Below are 19393 nucleotides of genomic sequence, written 5' to 3'. Positions count from 1 at the left end.
ACTAAGTCAGACCGAAGTATAGTTATGATTCTATTTTTAATGGTATGATGAGTAAAAAAGCAAAGATTTAATATACACTATTTCAAAGTCAGATTAAGATAACACAATAGATAGGGTAAATTCTCATTGCAGAATTAAATAAAATTATATTTTTGTGGTTCATTTTAGGATTACTTATAAAGTATTAAAATATGGGGAGTAGATTTTTGTTATTATTTTTAGGGTTGGTTTTTGTTTTTTCATGTAAAACCCCTGAAAATGTTGTGTATTTTCAAGATTCTTCGAATTTAGAAAAAATTTCTTCAACAAACTCATTCACACCAGTCTTTAAAGTAGATGATATAGTAAGTATTTTTGTATCAGCGGCAGATATGGATGCAGCTATACCTTTTAATATTAAGCAGGGAACTTCTATTAATGATGGTTTGGCAGGAGGAACAAGTTCTGGTAATTCAACAGAGCCTACTTATTTGATAGATGAAGAAGGAAATATTGATTTTCCTGTTTTGGGTAGTATAAAAATAGCTGGATTAACCAGGGTACAGGTAAAGAACCTGATTAAGGAAAAATTAAAAATTTATATAAATGACCCTATAGTAAATGTAAGGTTAAAAAACTTTAAGATTACTGTAATGGGAGAAGTTGTAAGGCCAGGATCATATAATGTGCCTAATGAAAGAGTTACCATTATAGAAGCACTTGGTTTAGCAGGCGATATGACAATTAAAGGGAAAAGAGACAATGTAATGGTAATTAGAGAGAATGATGGTGAAAACACCTACCATCGTTTGGATCTTACATCCAAGAATATTTTTGAATCCCCTGTTTATTATTTAGCTCAAAACGATGTACTATATGTAGAGCCAAATGTATCAAGGATAAAAGAATCTAAATCTCGTGAAAACACAATTGGTGTTGTTATAAGTATAATAAGTGTGGTTTTATCTGTGGTAACTTTGATTTTAAGATAATAAGAGTATGATCTCAAATAATAACACGTCTGCAAAAAAAACAACAATTGATTCTTCAGGATTTAGTTTTAATCTTAGAGATCAAATAACAAAATATATTAAACGATGGTATTGGTTTGCCTTAGCTGTTTTTGTTTTTATGACAGGAGCATATCTTAAAGTAAGATACACAATTCCACAATATAATGTTTCCTCTTCCATAATGATCTCTCAAGATCAAAATATTAGCGAGTCTGAGCTATCTGCTTTTAAAGACCTTGGTTTACTGGACAACACTCAAAATTCAATTGAAAATGAGATTCAAATAATAAAGTCTAGGACATTGTTGACCAATGTAGTCAATAATTTAAAATTAAATGTTAGATATTTTAGTGAAGGACGAATTTTAGAAGTAGAAAATTATCCAAAATCATTAATCGAGATTAATTTTCTGTCTCATGATACAATTGTAAAAACAAAATCAAAGATATTTCATGTAAAGATAGATTCCGGGACTTCTTTTTCTTTTTTAGATGAAAAAGGGAATAAATTAAGTAGTCACTCTTTTGGTAAAACTATTAGTAGCAGTGTTGGAGATATAGTTATTACACCAAGCATAAATACTATAGAGTCTAATATTGGTGAAACTATAAAAATATTAATATCACCTGTAAAATTAGTTGCAGAATCCTACAGGGGAAGATTATCTATTCTGCCCATGAAAAATTCCTCTATTGTTAATATTTCTTTGAATGACCCTGTAAAAGAAAAAGCAAAAGATATTATCAATGATCTTGTAGAAGAATATAATAAAGCAACTATAGAGAATAAAAAACAAGCATCTGCCAGAACAGCAGATTTTATAAATGATCGTTTAAATCTTATTTCCGGAGATTTGACAGAAGTAGATGATGAGGCTGCGGGATATTTGGCTAAATATGGATTGACTAATGATATAGGAGCTCAAACACAAAGAGTTGCTGATATAGATTCAAGAAATGTACAAGAAATAGAATTGTTAAATACACAACATAGACTTATAGAATCTATGAGGAGATTTGTATTAAGTCAAGATGGAAAATATGATCTTGTGCCGGCAAACCTGGGGTTTGAAGACCCAACAATTACTAATACAGTATCTAGGTACAATATATTAATTCTTCAAAGACAACGATTACTCAAATCTTCTAGCGAGCAAAATCCTGTTGTTGTAAATATAGATCAACAAATTGATGGATTACGACAAGTTTTAATAGGTAGTTTAAATAGCCTGAAAAATTCAATAGACATACGTTTAAAGAGTCTTAGGACTCAGGATCAGTATTTTAGTGGCAAATTATATAGTGCTCCTATTCGACAAAAAGACCTTAGAGTGATTGAACGAGAACAATCAATCAAGGAACAATTATATCTTTATTTATTACAAAAAAGAGAAGAAGCAGAGATAACCAGCCATATTACCCTTTCTAATGCCCGGGTAATAGACAGAGCCTCTACTTTAGGCTCTTATCCGGTATCACCCAATAAAAAAACAATATATGCAGGAGCTTTTTTTCTTGGCTTAATGATACCGTTTTTTGTTATTTATACTTCTGATCTGTTAAATACCAAGGTAAGCTCTCGCGAAGATTTAGAAAAAGTGCTTTCTATGCCAATTATTGGATCTATCCCAAAAGTAAAATCTAAAGAAAAGATACTGATTTCTCAAAATGACAGATCTTCAGTAGCAGAAGCCTTTAGGATTTTAAGAACAAATCTGGATTTTCTTATGACAGGAATAGATAAAACAGATGGTAAAATAATTTTTGTAACATCTACTATCTCTGGAGAAGGAAAGACTTTGGTGTCCTCAAATCTAGCCAAAACATTGGCTATTTCGGGCAAAAAAGTAGCTTATTTGGGAACAGACTTAAGAGATCCCAAAATGCATAGGTTTTTTGACCTTCCTTTCGGAAAAAATACTAAAGGGCTTACTAATTATATTATGAATAAAGAGCTAAGTCCCGAAGATATTATTTTTAAAGATAAAGAAGAAGATTCTTTTGATATTATACCATCAGGGGCAATTCCTCCTAATCCTGCAGAACTTTTGATGCAAGATAGAGTAGGTACAATATTTGCATATCTTCAAAAAAATTATGACTATATAATTGTAGATACAGCTCCGGTTAGTTTAGTTACAGATACATTATTAATTACAAAATATGCTGATTTAAGTATTTATATTGTAAGAGAAAACTTTTCAGATAAAAAGGTGTTACAAGTTCCTGAGAATTTATATAAAGAAAAACGCTTACCAAATATAGCAGTATTGTTAAACGCAACAGATACAAAAACAGGCTATAATTATGGGTATGGATATGGTAAAAAAAATTAAGAGAAAATTAAATTATTTCTCATAATTGTTTCCACTTTTTTGGCAATAGGAGTATTAAACCCCTTTTCCAGAATTTCTAATTGATAGTAGTTATGTATATCTGTGCCTGTAAAATCAATATAATTATAATCTATTAATTTTTTAGAAAAGGACTTAATATCCTTTCCATAATATCCGGATAAAGACAAAAGATTGAGCTGAAATAAAAAACCCAAATTTTTTAATTCATCATACTCTTTTAAATTATTTTGATAAAACGAATACCTTTCAGGATGTGCCAAAACAGGAATGTATCCAGCAAGTTTAATTTCAAATATTATCTCTTTGAGATTAATAGGAGGGCTGAATGTAGACATTTCTACAAGGATATAATCTTGATGTAAAGGTAAAATATCTTTGTTTTTTAATCTTTCAAGAAATAAATCATCCATCATATATTCTGCACTGGCATGCAATTCAATTTTTGAAACCCCTAATGGTGTGAGTACTGTTTTAAGTTCTTTTAGGGTTTTTAATATAGTTTTTGAGGAATTAGGCCAAATATCTTTTAAAACATGAGGTGTGGTAATTACTTTTTGTATGCCTAATTTTTCAAATTGTTCCAAAATGTAGGTAGATTGGTATATGGTTTTTACACCATCATCAATACCATGAAGTAAGTGAGAGTGTATATCTACATATCCTTCAGGGATAATTTGATGAAAAGGAACATCTTTTTTTCGTAAAAATAGCAATATAAACTTGTTTTTGGGGTGATCTGTAAAATAATGAAATATAACGGAAAAATGGAAATTTTTTATAGAAAGCTACTTGAGCTTTTTAATCTGGAAATAAAAAAAAACCGGAATTAAAATGTACCACCATTGTTGTAACAGAAGATTTAGACGTTTAAACAATGTTTTTGAAAAAGACAACTGCTTAAGACTCTACAGCCTTAAGCAGTTTTGTTATGATCTACAAATGTTTATCTTTTTGTAATATCTCCCGACCCCGATACTTTTTTATCTTCTTTTTGGGGATCACCTTTATAAAATATATCCCCGGATCCCGATATTCGGGCTTTTAAAGAGGAGGTAGCCATAACTTCAATATCTCCGGATCCGGATACACTGGCAGTTACATTTTTTGAATTAAGATCAAAAGCAGCAAGATTTCCAGAACCAGACACGTTTCCGTTAAAGTTTTCTGCAGAGCCTTTTAAATCCAAATCACCACTACCAGTAACCTGGCACCATATATTTTTTGCAGAAACAACCAATCTAACATCTCCTGATCCAGAAACACCAGTTTTGAAATCTGTAGTCGTAATAGTGTCAGAACTATAAATATCTCCGGATCCTGATAAAGTAACCTGAGAGATGTCTTTGAAAGGAACTGTAATGATTAATTTCTTGTTTTGGGAAGGCTGTATATTGTACCCTTTTTTTACATAAACCCTTAATATATCGCTTTCTACTTCGGTTACAATATATTCTATCAAATTGCTTTCACCTTCAATAACGATTTGTCCTTCGGTTCCGGATATTAAAGATACATCCAGACTTCCTTTTACCTTTATTTGATCGTAATCTGATGTGCTTCTGTTTTTGGTAACGATATTACCATCTCCTTTGATTTTTTTTCCATTTTCCCACCATTGCGCTTGTAGCAAATTAACACTGCAAATAGTTAAACCCAGAATGAATAGTACTGTTCTCATTTTATAGATTGATTTAATTTATATACTTTAATTTTTTACAATTTTAACTCCTCCATAGCTGGAAGTTATATGAATAGTATTGCCACTATTAGATTTTCCATAATGTCCTTGATAGTCTTTTTGAGAATCTTTAACATATTTTTTTTGTGTTAGAATGCTTTCATCCAGTTTGATACCACCATACGAGGTATGGATAGAAAAATCATAAGCACATTGGTCTTCATAACCAATAGAAACACTTGTATAATCTGTTTTGATCGTTACATTGTTAAAGGATGGTTGTAAAGAACGAACTTCGATAGATCCATAATCAGAATTAATTTGTAATTCTTTTGATATAGTACCAATTTTAGTATTTACATAATCAGAATCCCCGGTAATTTCACCTCCGTTTTCGATACGAATCCCCCCATAATCACAATTGTAAGTTAAGTTTTTAATAGTTTTAAACTTGGATTGAGTATAATCGGCATTTAAGGCGATATACTCGCTGTTTTCTATTTCAAAATCAGAGTAATCGGCATTTATTTTTCCATTTTTTATATATGTTATAGTACTATTGTTAGTGTAATCTATGTTGATGTCATTATTATCGCCAAGTAGTTCCCCAAGGATAATTTGACCATAGTCACAATTAATTTTTGTATCTCCTTTTATTTTATCCAAAGTAATACTCCCATAATCATTATTAAGGTCTACACTGTTTGTTATTGGTACCTTTATAGTATAGTTGATTTTCATATTCAAATTATCATTCCAACCGCTGGTCCATTTGTCCCACCAAGAATTATTATCTTTATTAAAAATTGTTTTGGCACTTACTATTTGCGAGGATGCGTCAAATTCCACATCGATAGATTCTAGTTTTTTAATTACTTTTTCTTCATCGTTTCCGCTAACTTTAATACTTATTTGAATGACAATTCGATTTTCATTCCACGAAGTTATATCCAGATTTCCGTAATTATTACTAATTTTTAATAAAGCATTGGCATTAACAGTAAAATCTTTTTTCAATGTCTTTTCTTTCGTATATTTTCCTTTCAAATCTCCATCGCTTGCTAAAACCAGTGTTGGGATTAGCAACAAACATAGTATGTTATAGTATAAGGTTTTCATTGTTTGTTTTTTTAAATTCGTTAATATCATTAATTTTTTGAAGTACCTCTTCTAATAAATTTGCACGTTTTTGAAAGTTCTTGATCATAGCACTAATTACACGTTTATCATTTCCGCTTTGAAAAAGATCTTTTTTTAAGAAATTATAGTCTGCTTCTAATTTTTCTAGTTGATTCATCGCATCTAAGACTAATCCTTTAGTTTCTATAGAAGAAACTTCATTTATTTCTTCAAGTTGTACTTGAATTGCAGAGATGAAAAAGCTTTGTGTTTCTTTCATTTGTGGAGACACGTAAGCTAAATCTATTTCCTGTTTAGGATTAGCAATAAATGCCATTATTGTTATTCCAAATACTATTGCTATAGAGGCAGCTATACTCAAAGGTCTATACCAAGATCTTTTTTTAGGATGTAATTGTACAACTTCTTTTTGTTGCTTTAATTTTTCTAAAAACATTGCTTGATGATCCGTAGAAGGTTCATGAATGTCTAATTTTTCTTTTAAGCCTTCAAATAATTTTTCTATTTCATTATTTTTCATACAAATTGTAATTTTTTACGTAAGCTTTCTTTTGCGCGCGAAATAAGCGTACGACAATTAGAATAGGATATGTTCATAATCTGGCAAATCTCTTCATAATCATATCCTTCTATCAGATGCAAGGATAAAGCTGTGCTATAACTATCTCTAAGTTGCATAAGCGTATTTAATATAGTATCTGCTTTTATAGATATTAAATCTTCATCTGTGACACCATCACTATCTGTAAGAGCATATTCTATAGTTTCTAAAGCCACCTCTTTATGAATATCTTTTTTTTGAGAGGTTGTCAAACTCAGATTAATAACTATCCTTTTTAACCAGGCACCAAATAAAGCATTATCGTCTAACATAGATAATTTAGTAAAAGCAATCAAAAAAGATTCTTGCATGATATCTTCAGCTTCTGTAGTATCTTTTATAATCCTTAATGCCGTATTGTACATCGCTTTATAATAACGATTATAAGTTTCGAGCTGCGCATTTTGATCTTGCTCTCGACATTTTGCAATTAATTGCTCTGTATTTAGTTGGGTTAGTGACAAAAAATAATTTACTTTATCATAAAGATATATAAAGAGATACTTTGTTACAGTTTTCCATTTTTTTTTTAAAAACTTGTGGCACAACAATTGATTTAGATATATAAAATCAATAATAAATACCTTGTTTTATAGAGTATTACAAGCGATTTAATCAGTTAAAATTAATTTAAAAAAGAATATAGTTTTGTTGTAATGACAAAATGACTTTTATATATACATATGGCAAAAACCAAATTTACAACACTTGACAGTTTGTCATTTCAGGGAATAGAAGAAGACGCAGAGTTAATCCCTTTAATGACTCCAGAAGATGAAGAAGAAATAGACAAAGAAGATTTACCTGATGTACTATCAATCTTACCATTAAGAAATACAGTATTGTTTCCGGGTGTAGTAATTCCTATAACGGCAGGAAGAGATAAATCTATTCAACTTCTTAACGATGCAAATAATGGAAGCAAAACCATAGGTGTTGTTTCTCAAAAAGAAGAGAAGATAGAAAACCCTTCTTTCAAAGATATTAATACTGTTGGGGTAGTTGCTCGTATTTTAAGAGTATTAAAAATGCCAGATGGTAATACTACTGTGATTTTGCAAGGAAAAAAACGTTTTTATATAGACGAAGTCGTAGAAGAAGTGCCATACATTAAAGCAAAGGTAAAAGAAGTTCCCGAAGCCAGGCCAGCAAAAGAAAATAAAGAATTTAGTGCTATAATTGATTCTATAAAAGATCTTGCTCTCGAAATAATAAAAGAGAGCCCCACAATCCCGTCTGAAGCCTCTTTTGCAATTAAGAATATTGAAAGTAATTCTTTTTTGATAAATTTTGTGTCTTCTAATTTGAATCTTCCCGTAGAAGAAAAACAAAAACTTTTAGAGGTAAATGACCTTAAAGAAAGAGCATTGGCGACTCTAAAATATATGAATGTCGAGTTTCAGAAATTAGAGCTTAAAAATGATATTCAAAGTAAGGTTCAGCATGATATGAGCCAACAACAACGCGAGTATTTTTTACATCAACAAATGAAAACTATTCAGGAAGAACTGGGAGGGGTTTCTCATGAAGATGAAATAGAAGAAATGCGTGTGCGCAGTAATGATAAAAAGTGGGAAGAAAAAGTAAAAAAGCATTTTGAAAAAGAACTTGCCAAAATGCAACGCATGAACCCGCAGGTAGCAGAATACTCTATACAACGTAATTATCTGGATTTATTTTTGGACTTACCATGGAACGAGTTTAGTACCGATAAATTTGATCTAAAACGTGCTATGAAAGTTTTGGATAGGGATCACTACGGTTTAGACGAAGTAAAACGGCGTATTATAGAATATCTTGCAGTATTAAAATTGCGTAATGATATGAAATCCCCTATATTATGTTTATACGGACCCCCGGGAGTAGGTAAAACATCTTTGGGGAAATCTGTAGCCGAAGCATTAGGAAGAGAATATGTAAGAATATCACTAGGAGGACTTCGTGATGAAGCAGAAATACGAGGGCATAGAAAAACATATATTGGTGCTATGCCGGGTAGAATTATACAAAGCCTTAAAAAAGCAGGTACCAGTAATCCGGTTTTTGTTTTAGATGAAATAGATAAGTTATCGGTTGGTAATCAGGGAGATCCGTCCTCTGCGCTTTTAGAGGTTTTAGACCCTGAACAAAATTCAGAATTTCATGACAACTTCCTGGAAATGGGATTTGATCTATCCAAAGTAATGTTTATTGCTACATCTAATAGCTTAGGAACAATACAACCAGCGCTTCGGGATCGTATGGAGATCATTAATGTGACCGGATATACTATTGAAGAAAAAGTAGAAATAGCAAAACAACATCTGTTGCCAAAACAATTACAAGAGCACGGATTGGATAAATCGCATATCAAAATAGGAAAAACACAATTAGAAAAAATAATTGAAGGCTACACCAGAGAGTCCGGAGTAAGAGGTCTTGAAAAGCAAATTGCTAAAATGGTTCGGTATGCAGCCAAAAATATAGCGATGGAGGAGGAGTATAATATAAAGATTAGTAATGAGGATATTGTAGAGGTTTTGGGGGCACCAAAATTAGAACGGGATAAGTATGAAAATAATGATGTGGCGGGGGTAGTAACCGGGTTAGCCTGGACAAGTGTAGGAGGAGATATATTGTTTATAGAATCTATCCTGTCCAAAGGAAAAGGAAACCTAACCATTACAGGAAACCTGGGTAAAGTAATGAAAGAATCTGCTACTATTGCAATGGAATATATTAAGGCAAATGCTGTAGATTTAGGGATCAACCCAGATATTTTTGATAATTATAATGTACATATACATGTTCCTGAAGGGGCAACACCAAAAGACGGACCTAGTGCAGGAGTAACAATGCTTACTTCGCTAGTGTCTTTATTCACACAACGCAAAGTGAAGAAAAGCCTTGCAATGACAGGAGAAATCACTTTAAGAGGAAAAGTATTACCAGTTGGCGGAATTAAAGAAAAAATCCTTGCCGCAAAGAGAGCGTATATTAAAGAAATTTTACTTTGTGAAGATAATAAACGAGATATTAATGAGATCAAAGCCGATTATCTAAAAGGACTTACATTTCATTATGTTAAAGATATGAGCGATGTTCTTAAATTAGCTTTAACAGACACTAAAGTTAAAAATGCTAAAAAATTGTAAATAGATTAAAGCATGAAACTACAAAGAAGTTTTTCTGTAAAAATATAAAAGACTTATTTTTTACAGAAAAACTTCTTTTTTAGGAAAAATTGCTTTCTTTTTGTACAAGAACATTGGTATATAAATTCAGGTTTTTTAAGACAATCTCGCTACCTTTAACAACCGTTTTTAATGGTTGATCGCCAAGATAAACAGGTAGTTCTGTGCTTCTGGACAATCTTTCATCAAGCCCTCTTAACAATGACCCCCCGCCGGTTAAGAAAATACCAGAATTATATATGTCTGCAGAAATTTCAGGAGGAATTTCTGAAAGAGTTTCAAGAATGGAATTTTCTATTTGAGCAATAGATTTATCTAAACTTTTTTTAATTTCAGTATAGGATAACTGAATTTGTTTAGGCTTTCCTGTAAGAAGATCTCTTCCTTCAGCATACATATTTTCTGGAGGCGATTCTAATTTATCTACGGCAGCCCCAATTTTTATTTTTATTTTTTCGGCCATGGATTCCCCTATATGAAGATTGTGTGATTCTCGTACGTAATGAATAATATCCTCATTAAATACATTACCTGCTATTTTTACAGATTGCCCGCTTATTATTCTGCCCAAAGATATCACCGCAATTTCTGTAGTTCCACCACCAATATCTATAACCATATTTCCTTTTGGCTTTAATATATCTATTCCGCCACCAATAGCAGCAGCAATAGGTTCGTGAATTAAAAATATTTTTTTTGCATTCAGGCGTTTTGCAGACTCTTTTACAGCTCTCATTTCTACTTCGGTACTACCACAAGGAATAGATATTATCATATTGTACGACGAGGAAAATATAGTAGAGTTAAAAACAGATAACCCTTTGATAAAAGTAGCTAACATTTTTTCTGCAGCATCAAAATTAGAAATAACACCATTTTTGAAAGGAGAGATCGTCTTTATATTTTTATTGATTTTTCCACGCATCATACCAGCTTCTTTACCTACGGCAATAATTTTTCCAGTAATTTGATGTATGCTAATTATGGATGGATTGTCTATTACTATTTTTCCTTTATAAGTAATAAGCGTGTTTGAAGTGCCTAGATCTATTGCAATTTTTTCGTTTAAAAAATCAAAAAAACCCATAACTGCTTGTTTTGGTTAGTAAAAATGATTCAAGGTGTGTGAGTAGTTTATTACCATGCAATAGAATAGGGGTTTAAAGGTAAATAACTCGGTTTAATTGTAATTATTGTATTTTTGAAGCTTTATACTAGTATTATTTTATTTTGCATATAAGCAGTATACATAGATTTGTTGTATTTTATTTTTTGACTGCCTTAGATATTCCGGATCTTTACTCTATTTTTGCCTTTTGATAAACATGCTAGCATTTTAAAATTTGGAAGAAAAAAAGATTATTATAGCCATTGACGGGCACTCTTCAACAGGAAAAAGTACAGTAGCAAAACAACTGGCTAAAGCATTAGGGTATATTTATGTAGATACCGGGGCAATGTATAGAGCAGTTTCGTTGTACGCTATGAGAAAAGGATATATAAATGAATCTTATTTTGATCAAGAAGCATTAGAAAAAAGCCTTTCAGATATTAATATTGAATTTGCTATTAATTCTAAAACAGGATTGGCCGAAGTTTTACTTAATGGTGAAATTGTTGAACAAGAAATAAGATCTTTAAAAGTATCTAAACATGTTAGTAAGATAGCTGCGGTTTCTATGGTTAGAAGAAAACTGGTAGAGCAACAAAAAAAAATGGGTGTCAAAAAAGGTATTGTCATGGATGGCAGAGATATAGGTACTGTTGTTTTTCCGGATGCAGAGTTGAAGTTATTTATGACGGCTACTGCCAAGGATCGAGCTGAACGAAGATATACAGAGCTCAAAGAAAGAGGCGAAAATGTAACATACGAAGACGTTTTGAAAAACGTAGTGAACAGAGATCATATTGATAGTACAAGAAAAGATTCTCCTCTTAGAAAAGCAGAGGATGCAATCAAAATTGATAATTCAAACCTTACTTTGGAAGAACAGTTTGAACAAATTTTAAACTTGGCAAAAAAGGCAATAAAAATCGGTTAATTGCATAAAAACCAAAGAATCAGATATTACTCTCTATAAAATTTACAAGTTTTTTAGATTGATATGTTTTCATGTTTTCCTTTACCCATTCAATTAATTCAATATAAGTATCTTCATTTCTTAAAATCAAAACACGATTTAATCGAAAAACATGATCAGAAACTTGTTTATGTCTTGGAATAGTTGAATCACGAACAGAATAAAATGGTTTGTTTACTACAATTTCATAGTTTTTTCCATCGTTCATTATAATATTATCTTTACGCTCATATATAATTTTTGTCTTGGACAAGGATTGAGCATAGTTGTGTGAGGATAAAAAAAGAAAAATTAGTAGTAGTATTTTTTTCATAGAAATTATAGTGTAACTTGGATAGTATAAAAATACGTTAAAACCATAATCTATTAATGGTTTTTTGTTAAAGCCAACTTATTTTTTCGATTAAAAACAAGATTTCACGATTATCTGGTAATAGGTAATGCCAAATGTATTTTGGATTTGCTATAAAAAAATCGACCACTTTTTGAATATTCAAGGCAAAAAGCTTGCCCATACTTGATCAGGTATCAAGTATAGCACTTTTGCAGAACTAAACCAAAGTATAGTTACAATTATATTTTTTAACGAAGAACAGATGAAAAAGAAATAATTTATTAGAGCTATTTCAAAGTGTAAATTGTATAACAAAGCAAAGAGGTCTTAAAAGTAAATTCTATCAAAATTTAGTTGAATTATTATTAATGGTTTCTATTTTTTTGGCGAAGGCTTCTTTTATAACTATTTTTTTGAAAAATTTACTATAAAAAAGAGAAGGTGTTTGATTTTCACCCTCTCTTTGTTATCAAATTTTCACCAAGATTCAAATCATTAATTAATAATTAATTTGTTGATTGATGTTTTGGTGTCTACTTTTAATTTAACCAGATAAGTTCCTTTAGCAAGATTACCAGGGTTAAAAGATTTATTTTTAATATTATCCTTTTTATAGACACTTCTTCCAAACAGATCATAAATAATTATAGAAATACTATCTGAAGGGGCTGTGACCCTAAGCAGGGTATTAGAACCATTAACAGGATTTGGGTATATAGATATTAAAGATGCCCGTGTAGTACTAAAGCTATCTACAACAGCATCCCGCGCACTATTACCAATAGTAAATTTAGTAGCTTCCGAGTTTCCAAAAGATCCGCCAGAGGCAAGAGAAGTACTACCAGAAGTTAAGGCATAAGATCCATTACCTTGTTGGCAGCAAATACCATCTCCATAGCTATCTTTAATTGTAAATGTATAGGTGCCGGCACTTAAGCATTCTGTAAGGTTAATAGTAGAACCATCTGCTTGAGAAGCGTAGGTTCCCCCAGAGGCAACCACTTGATTGTTGCTGTTTGTGATTTCCCAACTTGTCTCTTCTGGATAATTATCAAAAGTAATAGATAAATTTACATCTGTACAAGCAGGAGGGTTTACAGTTCCAGTAGTTAAACTAATGTCATCAATAGCCATATCTCCACTCCAGGATGCGCTGGTAATACCATTAAATCGTAAAGTAAGAGATGCACCTGTATAAGCAGCTAAATCTACTGTGGCAGACACCCATGAGTTTCCTTGATTACCAGATTTTGTCCAAAGCGATGTCCAGTTAGCTCCATTATCGGTACTTGCTTCTAAGGTTAGTGTTCCCATACTAGTTCCATACATGTGATACTGGAAAGAGAAAGATGCTTGTGGTGCAGTAGTAAGGTCTATACAAGGAGAATTTAATATTGCTCTTTTGTTTGGAAACCCAGATCCGTTTCCAGAAGCTTCGATATAGGCATAATAAGTACCTTGAGCAGCACTGGATGGTCCTGTGTTATTTGAAGGAGTTCCATTGGATTTTAAAGTCCAGTTAATATCATCATTAGTTGCTTGTGTCCATGCACCCAATGTGTTTTCTAATCCTTCTTTATATGGGAAAGAACTAATCCCTCCAGAGCACCCTCCACCAGTATTTCCTGGCAGAGTAGTAGCACTGGCAGTATTACTGAAACCAGATTGGTTTCCAGCAGCATCTTTGGCTTTTACTCTAAAAGTATATGCGGTATCTGGAGATAACCCTGTTGCCTGATAAGTAGTTGTTGTTACAGAACCAATAACAGTATTTCCTTGATAAACATCATACCCGCTAACACCAATATTATCTGTTGCAGCACTCCAAGAAAGATCAATAGTGTTTTTTGTTACGTTAGATGTAGTGAGATTAGCAGGAGTAGAAGGAGCTTGTGTATCTGTTCCGCCTCCGCCAGTGATTTCAAAATTGGTATTAGAGATATCAAAGAATATATTTCCCGATCCTTTTACCATAATTCTGTTTTGTGTTCCTTGAGAATTTGGTACTGTTATGCTATGAGAACCATCATTAGGTACTGCCGTAGCGATAGTAACAGGATATGTATTTCCTCCGTCTGTAGATAATAAAATATCTACGTTGGTTGCATTAATTCCGTTTCCTGTTGTACCGGCAACATCCCAGGTTACAGTTTGTGTAGAACCTGCAGGCCAGCTAACGTTGGTATTGGGCGAATTAACTATAAAAGGACCGGCAGAAGCTGTAACATTAACTTTCATGTTATCGCTATTGTTTGCACCACCACCAGCTTTATTATCTCTTACAGTTAACCTAAAGTTTAATGCTCTTGTTACATTAGGAACAGCCTCCCATCTCCATGAAGTAGCCCCTGTTTTAATAGTCTCTAATCTAGGAAAGTACCTTTGATTTGATGCAGTAGGGGTATAAGATCTAAAGGCAACCCCAGAAGTAGCTGTAGTACTGGGTATTGTTCCAACACGACGATCAGTTTGTTCCCAGCAATAGGTTAACGCATCTCCGCTGTTAGCATCTGTGCCTTGACCTGTTAATACAAATGGAGTCCCTTTGGGAATAGTATAATCTGCACCCGCATTTGCGGTTGGTATTGCATTACCAGTATTTGTATTTGTTTGACAACTAGTTGATTTTACATAATTTGTAATCTGCTCGATTGTTACTGCATGAAAATAGGGATCACTATTTGGCTGCACATCTGTTTGTTGGTCCGGGGGGGTATTATGATCGTCTGTAATCCCGGCATACCCCATAATAGTGGTTCCACTTCCAGGTTCTACTTGAATATTGCTATCGGCATCACTTTTATATGTAAAAGTATGATTCCCTCCAAATTGATGCCCCATTTCATGCGCTACATAATCTACATCATAAATATCCCCTTGTGGAGTGTTTCTGGAAGAAAATCCGCTTCCTTTTTTATTATTAACACATACACATCCTATACACCCGGCATTACCGTTTTTGGGAGCAAGAACAAATACGTGACCAATATCATAATTAGATTCTCCAATAACACTTGTTAATGTAGATTGTAGTTGACTGTTATAGCTGCCAGTGTAAGGATCTGTATTGGCATTAGTGTATACTACTGCGTCATTATTGGCAATTAAAACCATGGTTACTCCAAAATCAGTTTCATAAATGCCATTAACACGGGTCATGGTAGCATTAATAGCAGCCATGGCTCCTGCTTTTGTCCCTCCATGAAATTGGGTATACTCCCCTGTAGTAGAAACAGCTAATCTATACGATCTTAAAACTCCGTCATCTGCATTTTTTTGAGTAGCAGAATGGGTGTCTGAAAAATTAGGAGTTTTTTCATCTACAGAGCAGTTTATTCTATCTGCAACCCCTGATCTTTGATCTCTGGAGTATATCGTATAAACAGATTCACTTTTAGTATACGGTTCTATAAATACAGCTTTAGAAATTCCGGATATACGTATACTTTGTAATCCAGAAGGAGAAATACTAAATCTAATAGTAGCACTAGGATCTTCTATTCCTTGTCCGGCATAAGATTTGATATTAGGATATTTTGCAGCTAAATCCGGATGCATCACAGGAGCTTCAAATACCGTAAAAGATTCCATATTCCCTTCAGCATTCGGGAAATTCATAATAGTAGCAGATCTAGATGATTTTCCTCTTAAAGGGGTATTACTAAGCGCTGTTTTCATAGCTTGAATATCCAGTGTAAAGAGATTTTTGTTTGGTAGATCTTTTTTTGTCTCGATGATATTAAGACTTTTTGCAGAACTGGTTTTTTGCCAAGGATTATTGCCTTGACCAAAAACATAGCTTATTATAAATAAGCTCACGAATAAAGATAATCGTGTTTTCATGTGTAATTGAGTTTGAGTTAGGGGATAAAAGTAGAGATATACTCTAAAATTTCACTTAAATATTGATGATTTAACACAAAAAACGATTTTTTAATGGTTTTTACGTAAAATAACACTGGTTTAGTTGTACATTTTTAAATTTTTATTATAATGAAGAAGTCGGATTTTAGGCGGGCTAATATTTTTTTTGACTATAAATTATAAAAAGTAGAATAAGATTAATATCCCAAAGTATACTCACTGGGTAGATTGCTTTTTAAAACAAATTTTGTTTTCTGGTTAATCCTATGGTATTTGGTAACTTAATACAAATTAAAAAGACCGCTTTAAAAAAGCGGTCTTTTTAATTTGTATTGATATATCTGTTAATTTATAGATTGGGTATAATAAGCTCCTGATCGGGATGAATAACATCAGGGTTTTTTAAGATATTTTTATTTGCTTCAAAAATTTCTTTGTATTTCATAGGATCCCCATAATAGTGCTTGGCAATTTTACTTAAAGATTCTCCACCTTTTACAGTATGTCTATGATATACAGAAGTGTCTGAAACTTTTATATCAGCCATAATATCAGATGGGTTATCTCCTCCTATTTCTTTTATTTCGTCCCAAAGTAGATTTTTTTCATATTGTGTGTTGGCTACACCTTTAATCTTAAGAGTTCCATTTTCTTCTGAAACGTCTCCATCTTGTATATTTAGTTTTTGCCCTAAATCAAGAACACTTTGATATTTTGCTTTTATCATAACTAAGTTTGATTTTAAATTATTAATTAGCTTTACCCAAATATAGCAAATTATAGAATGTTGTTCACATAATTTTGGGATTAAAAAACAGGGCATCATCGTTGAAATACATATTTTATCTATATTCGGCGGATAAAAAAATACAATCTATGTTTCGTAAACGATTTTATTATATTATTAAATTACAATATTTGGGTTTTCGTTATCACGGTTGGCAAAAACAGCCTACAGTCAATACATTACAGCGAATGGTAGAGAGAACGATAGCGTATGTTTTGGGGCATAAAAATTTTAAGGTTTTAGCTACAGGCAGAACAGATGCAAAGGTTTCTGCAAATCAAACATATATTGAACTATTTGTAGATCAAGACCCTATCGATACAGAATTTTTTTTTTCAGATTTCAATCAAAATCTTCCGCAAGATATCAGAGCCTTGGAAATAGAAGAAACCAATGAAAACTTTAATATTATTCAATCTTCAAAAATTAAGGAATATGTATATTTATTTTCTTTCGGAGAAAAATTTCATCCGTTTTGTGCTCCGTTTATGTATAACATTGCAGAAGATATTGATATTTTGATAATGCAACAAGCTGCAAAATTATTTGAAGGAAAACACAATTTTAGATCGTATTGTCATCGCCCCTCAGAAAAAACTATTCTGGAAGGCGAAATAATACATTGCGAGATTAAAAAAAACAGAAAATATACCGCTAATTTTTTTCCAAAAGATAGCTATCTTTTGCAAGTAAAAGGAAAAGGATTTAAAAGAAATCAAATTAGGCTAATGATGGGAGTATTGCTGGATTTAGGAAAAGGAAAAATTGATATTGATTTTATAAAAAAAACTCTGGATCCAAATGCTGAAGAGATTGTTTTAGAGCATATTGTACCAGGTTCTGGTTTGATATTAAATAGTGTAGAATTTGAATAAACCAATATTTTATATTTTGAAGGTAATATCAACAAATACAGGAGAGCCAAAAACCGTGCTTTGGAAAGGAAAAGAAATAAAGACAGGCATTTATAAATACCCTGTGGATTTGCCAATATATTTGGGTAAGGAAGATGTAAAAAATGATCATGTTATAGATAGGAGGTATCATGGCGGATCAAACAAAGCTTGTTATCTGTACGCAGCAGATCATTATAGCTACTGGAAGGCTAAATACCCGAATTTGGAATGGAATTATGGAATGTTTGGAGAAAACATAACGGTAAAAGGCTTTGATGAAAAAAATATCAAAATAGGTTCGGTATACAGATTGGGTAGCGCAATTATTCAAATCTCCAGAACAAGACAACCTTGTTTTAAACTGGGTATTCGTTTTGGAGATCAAGCTATGGTAAAACAATTTATAGATTCCTTGCGCTCGGGAGTTTATCTTAGGGTCATAGAACCAGGAAATGTTTCTGTAGGAGATACATTTGTTTTAGAAAAGGAACATAAGGACGGAATAACAATAACAGAATTAAATATTTTACGATTTCATTATAACAAAGAGCATGAGGATCTAATAAAAAAAGCACTTTTAGATCCTTTAATTACAGAGGAAGATAAAAAATATTTCAGAAAAAGGATTTAATACTTTACAGAATATGTCTGATAAAATAATACTATATAGTGCAGATAAAAAATCTGTAATTACTATCGATAAAGGAGAATTGGTAAGTTATCAAGTAAATAATATAGAGATATTACATCAAAAAGGGGATCCGGGATGGGGAAATACAGAAATAGAGATGTTTCCTATAATTGGGGCTACAAAAGAGAATAATTTTTTAATTAAAACTCCTAAAAAAGAAGCAAGACTAGATCAACACGGGATTTTAAGAACCTTATTGTACAGTACCAACACCGTAGAGAATAATAAGGTTAGTTATAGCAAAAATTATATAGCAAATACACAGGTTAGTAATCCTAAATTTCCAGACAAGTCTACACAAGAGTTTTTAGATTGGCCTTATGATTTTCAGTTTATCAAAACTTTTGAGCTTACCGATGAGTCTCTGAAAATTTATTTTGAAATACAATCAGAAAAAGATATGCCGTTTATGCTAGGTTTTCATCCGGCATTTAAAATTTATGACCCCAAAATGGTTTTAAAATCAGAAAATCAGGAAATAGGCCTAAAAGATATTTTGCAAGCCGGGGCACCGGCCCTTTTGATAAAAGACGGTAAAGAGGTTACTATACAAAACAATGGAAACTTAAAAGTAGCTATAAAAACAAAAGGCTTTAAACACATAATGCTTTGGACAGAGGTTAGCAATATGGTTTGTATAGAGCCTGTTACATTTTATCCATCGGGTGTTTCTGCAAATAAATTGCATACAGGATTTGATTATAGTTCTGGATTAGAGCGTTTTGAAGTAACTATTTTTGCTCAATCCTCCTTAAAATAAATGAGACATAGATTATTATTGTTTTATACTGGCACACAAT

Annotated in this window: 16 protein-coding genes; 7 read left to right on the top strand and 9 right to left on the bottom strand. The window is 32.1% G+C overall.

Going from position 1 to position 19393, the window contains the following annotated elements:
* The first annotated feature begins 191 nt into the window (after nucleotides 1-191).
* Nucleotides 192-971, top strand: coding sequence for a polysaccharide biosynthesis/export family protein (locus ACZIYX_RS05930; protein WP_462681289.1), 780 nt, complete (start codon nucleotides 192-194; stop codon nucleotides 969-971).
* A gap of 7 nt (nucleotides 972-978) precedes the next feature.
* On the top strand, nucleotides 979-3327 hold the full coding sequence (locus tag ACZIYX_RS05925; protein WP_462681288.1) for a GumC family protein: 2349 nt from the start codon (nucleotides 979-981) through the stop codon (nucleotides 3325-3327).
* On the opposite strand, the gene ACZIYX_RS05920 is transcribed toward ACZIYX_RS05925, so the two are convergent.
* The 5 genes from ACZIYX_RS05920 to ACZIYX_RS05900 form a co-directional block, all read right to left on the bottom strand.
* On the bottom strand, nucleotides 3324-4061 hold the full coding sequence (locus tag ACZIYX_RS05920) for a tyrosine-protein phosphatase (protein WP_462681287.1): 738 nt from the start codon (nucleotides 4059-4061) through the stop codon (nucleotides 3324-3326). The genes ACZIYX_RS05925 and ACZIYX_RS05920 overlap by 4 nt on opposite strands.
* A gap of 230 nt (nucleotides 4062-4291) precedes the next feature.
* Nucleotides 4292-5026 (bottom strand): head GIN domain-containing protein, encoded by a 735-nt coding sequence (locus ACZIYX_RS05915; RefSeq protein ID WP_462681286.1) that lies wholly within the window; start codon nucleotides 5024-5026, stop codon nucleotides 4292-4294.
* Nucleotides 5027-5053: 27 nt separating this feature from the next.
* A complete protein-coding gene (locus ACZIYX_RS05910) occupies nucleotides 5054-6145 on the bottom strand; it encodes a DUF4097 family beta strand repeat-containing protein (protein WP_462681285.1) in 1092 nt (363 codons plus the stop codon).
* Nucleotides 6126-6686 carry a hypothetical protein gene (locus ACZIYX_RS05905; RefSeq protein ID WP_462681284.1) on the bottom strand — a complete coding sequence of 187 codons (561 nt, stop codon included), beginning with the start codon at nucleotides 6684-6686 and terminating at the stop codon, nucleotides 6126-6128. Before ACZIYX_RS05905 ends, ACZIYX_RS05910 begins: the two co-directional genes overlap by 20 nt.
* Nucleotides 6683-7231: an RNA polymerase sigma factor gene (locus ACZIYX_RS05900; RefSeq protein ID WP_462681283.1), complete on the bottom strand. Its 549-nt coding sequence runs from the start codon at nucleotides 7229-7231 to the stop codon at nucleotides 6683-6685. Before ACZIYX_RS05900 ends, ACZIYX_RS05905 begins: the two co-directional genes overlap by 4 nt.
* Nucleotides 7232-7450: 219 nt before the next feature.
* Here ACZIYX_RS05900 and lon point away from each other — a divergent pair, with 219 nt between their 5' ends.
* Nucleotides 7451-9901 carry an endopeptidase La gene (lon, locus tag ACZIYX_RS05895; protein WP_462681282.1) on the top strand — a complete coding sequence of 817 codons (2451 nt, stop codon included), beginning with the start codon at nucleotides 7451-7453 and terminating at the stop codon, nucleotides 9899-9901.
* A gap of 79 nt (nucleotides 9902-9980) precedes the next feature.
* On the opposite strand, the gene mreB is transcribed toward lon, so the two are convergent.
* Nucleotides 9981-11027, bottom strand: a complete 1047-nt coding sequence (gene mreB, locus ACZIYX_RS05890; RefSeq protein WP_462681281.1) for a rod shape-determining protein MreB — start codon at nucleotides 11025-11027, stop codon at nucleotides 9981-9983.
* 256 nt (nucleotides 11028-11283) lie between these two features.
* Here mreB and cmk point away from each other — a divergent pair, with 256 nt between their 5' ends.
* Nucleotides 11284-11982 carry a (d)CMP kinase gene (cmk, locus tag ACZIYX_RS05885; protein ID WP_462681280.1) on the top strand — a complete coding sequence of 233 codons (699 nt, stop codon included), beginning with the start codon at nucleotides 11284-11286 and terminating at the stop codon, nucleotides 11980-11982.
* A 19-nt stretch (nucleotides 11983-12001) separates the two neighbouring features.
* Here the strand turns inward: cmk and ACZIYX_RS05880 are convergent, their stop codons facing one another.
* The 3 genes from ACZIYX_RS05880 to ACZIYX_RS05870 all read right to left on the bottom strand — a co-directional run bounded on the left by ACZIYX_RS05880 (nucleotide 12002) and on the right by ACZIYX_RS05870 (nucleotide 16946).
* A complete protein-coding gene (locus ACZIYX_RS05880; protein WP_462681279.1) occupies nucleotides 12002-12334 on the bottom strand; it encodes a hypothetical protein in 333 nt (110 codons plus the stop codon).
* 516 nt (nucleotides 12335-12850) lie between these two features.
* Complete coding sequence (locus ACZIYX_RS05875; protein ID WP_462681278.1) at nucleotides 12851-16198, bottom strand: reprolysin-like metallopeptidase; 3348 nt, start codon at nucleotides 16196-16198, stop codon at nucleotides 12851-12853.
* A gap of 370 nt (nucleotides 16199-16568) precedes the next feature.
* Nucleotides 16569-16946: a LysM peptidoglycan-binding domain-containing protein gene (locus ACZIYX_RS05870; protein WP_462681277.1), complete on the bottom strand. Its 378-nt coding sequence runs from the start codon at nucleotides 16944-16946 to the stop codon at nucleotides 16569-16571.
* 149 nt (nucleotides 16947-17095) lie between these two features.
* Here ACZIYX_RS05870 and ACZIYX_RS05865 point away from each other — a divergent pair, with 149 nt between their 5' ends.
* The 3 genes from ACZIYX_RS05865 to ACZIYX_RS05855 are packed head-to-tail and all read left to right on the top strand — an operon-like array spanning nucleotide 17096 to nucleotide 19353.
* On the top strand, nucleotides 17096-17881 hold the full coding sequence (locus ACZIYX_RS05865) for a tRNA pseudouridine synthase A (RefSeq protein ID WP_462681276.1): 786 nt from the start codon (nucleotides 17096-17098) through the stop codon (nucleotides 17879-17881).
* A gap of 16 nt (nucleotides 17882-17897) precedes the next feature.
* A complete protein-coding gene (locus ACZIYX_RS05860; RefSeq protein ID WP_462681275.1) occupies nucleotides 17898-18533 on the top strand; it encodes an MOSC domain-containing protein in 636 nt (211 codons plus the stop codon).
* Nucleotides 18534-18546: 13 nt separating this feature from the next.
* Nucleotides 18547-19353 carry an aldose epimerase family protein gene (locus ACZIYX_RS05855; RefSeq protein ID WP_462681274.1) on the top strand — a complete coding sequence of 269 codons (807 nt, stop codon included), beginning with the start codon at nucleotides 18547-18549 and terminating at the stop codon, nucleotides 19351-19353.
* Nucleotides 19354-19393 lie beyond the last annotated feature (40 nt).

Source organism: Aquimarina sp., assembly GCF_977115655.1.
Note: the sequence above shows the minus strand (reverse complement) of the source record. Positions and strands in the feature narration are given on the sequence as shown.

Coding starts and splice junctions, on each gene's coding strand:
- ACZIYX_RS05880 (WP_462681279.1), bottom strand. CDS start 12,334: ATGAAAAAAATACTACTACTAATTTTTCTTTTTTTATCCTCACACAAC.
- ACZIYX_RS05905 (WP_462681284.1), bottom strand. CDS start 6,686: ATGAAAAATAATGAAATAGAAAAATTATTTGAAGGCTTAAAAGAAAAA.
- ACZIYX_RS05875 (WP_462681278.1), bottom strand. CDS start 16,198: ATGAAAACACGATTATCTTTATTCGTGAGCTTATTTATAATAAGCTAT.
- ACZIYX_RS05855 (WP_462681274.1), top strand. CDS start 18,547: ATGTCTGATAAAATAATACTATATAGTGCAGATAAAAAATCTGTAATT.
- ACZIYX_RS05930 (WP_462681289.1), top strand. CDS start 192: ATGGGGAGTAGATTTTTGTTATTATTTTTAGGGTTGGTTTTTGTTTTT.
- ACZIYX_RS05915 (WP_462681286.1), bottom strand. CDS start 5,026: ATGAGAACAGTACTATTCATTCTGGGTTTAACTATTTGCAGTGTTAAT.
- ACZIYX_RS05925 (WP_462681288.1), top strand. CDS start 979: ATGATCTCAAATAATAACACGTCTGCAAAAAAAACAACAATTGATTCT.
- lon (WP_462681282.1), top strand. CDS start 7,451: ATGGCAAAAACCAAATTTACAACACTTGACAGTTTGTCATTTCAGGGA.
- ACZIYX_RS05870 (WP_462681277.1), bottom strand. CDS start 16,946: ATGATAAAAGCAAAATATCAAAGTGTTCTTGATTTAGGGCAAAAACTA.
- ACZIYX_RS05865 (WP_462681276.1), top strand. CDS start 17,096: ATGTTTCGTAAACGATTTTATTATATTATTAAATTACAATATTTGGGT.
- mreB (WP_462681281.1), bottom strand. CDS start 11,027: ATGGGTTTTTTTGATTTTTTAAACGAAAAAATTGCAATAGATCTAGGC.
- ACZIYX_RS05910 (WP_462681285.1), bottom strand. CDS start 6,145: ATGAAAACCTTATACTATAACATACTATGTTTGTTGCTAATCCCAACA.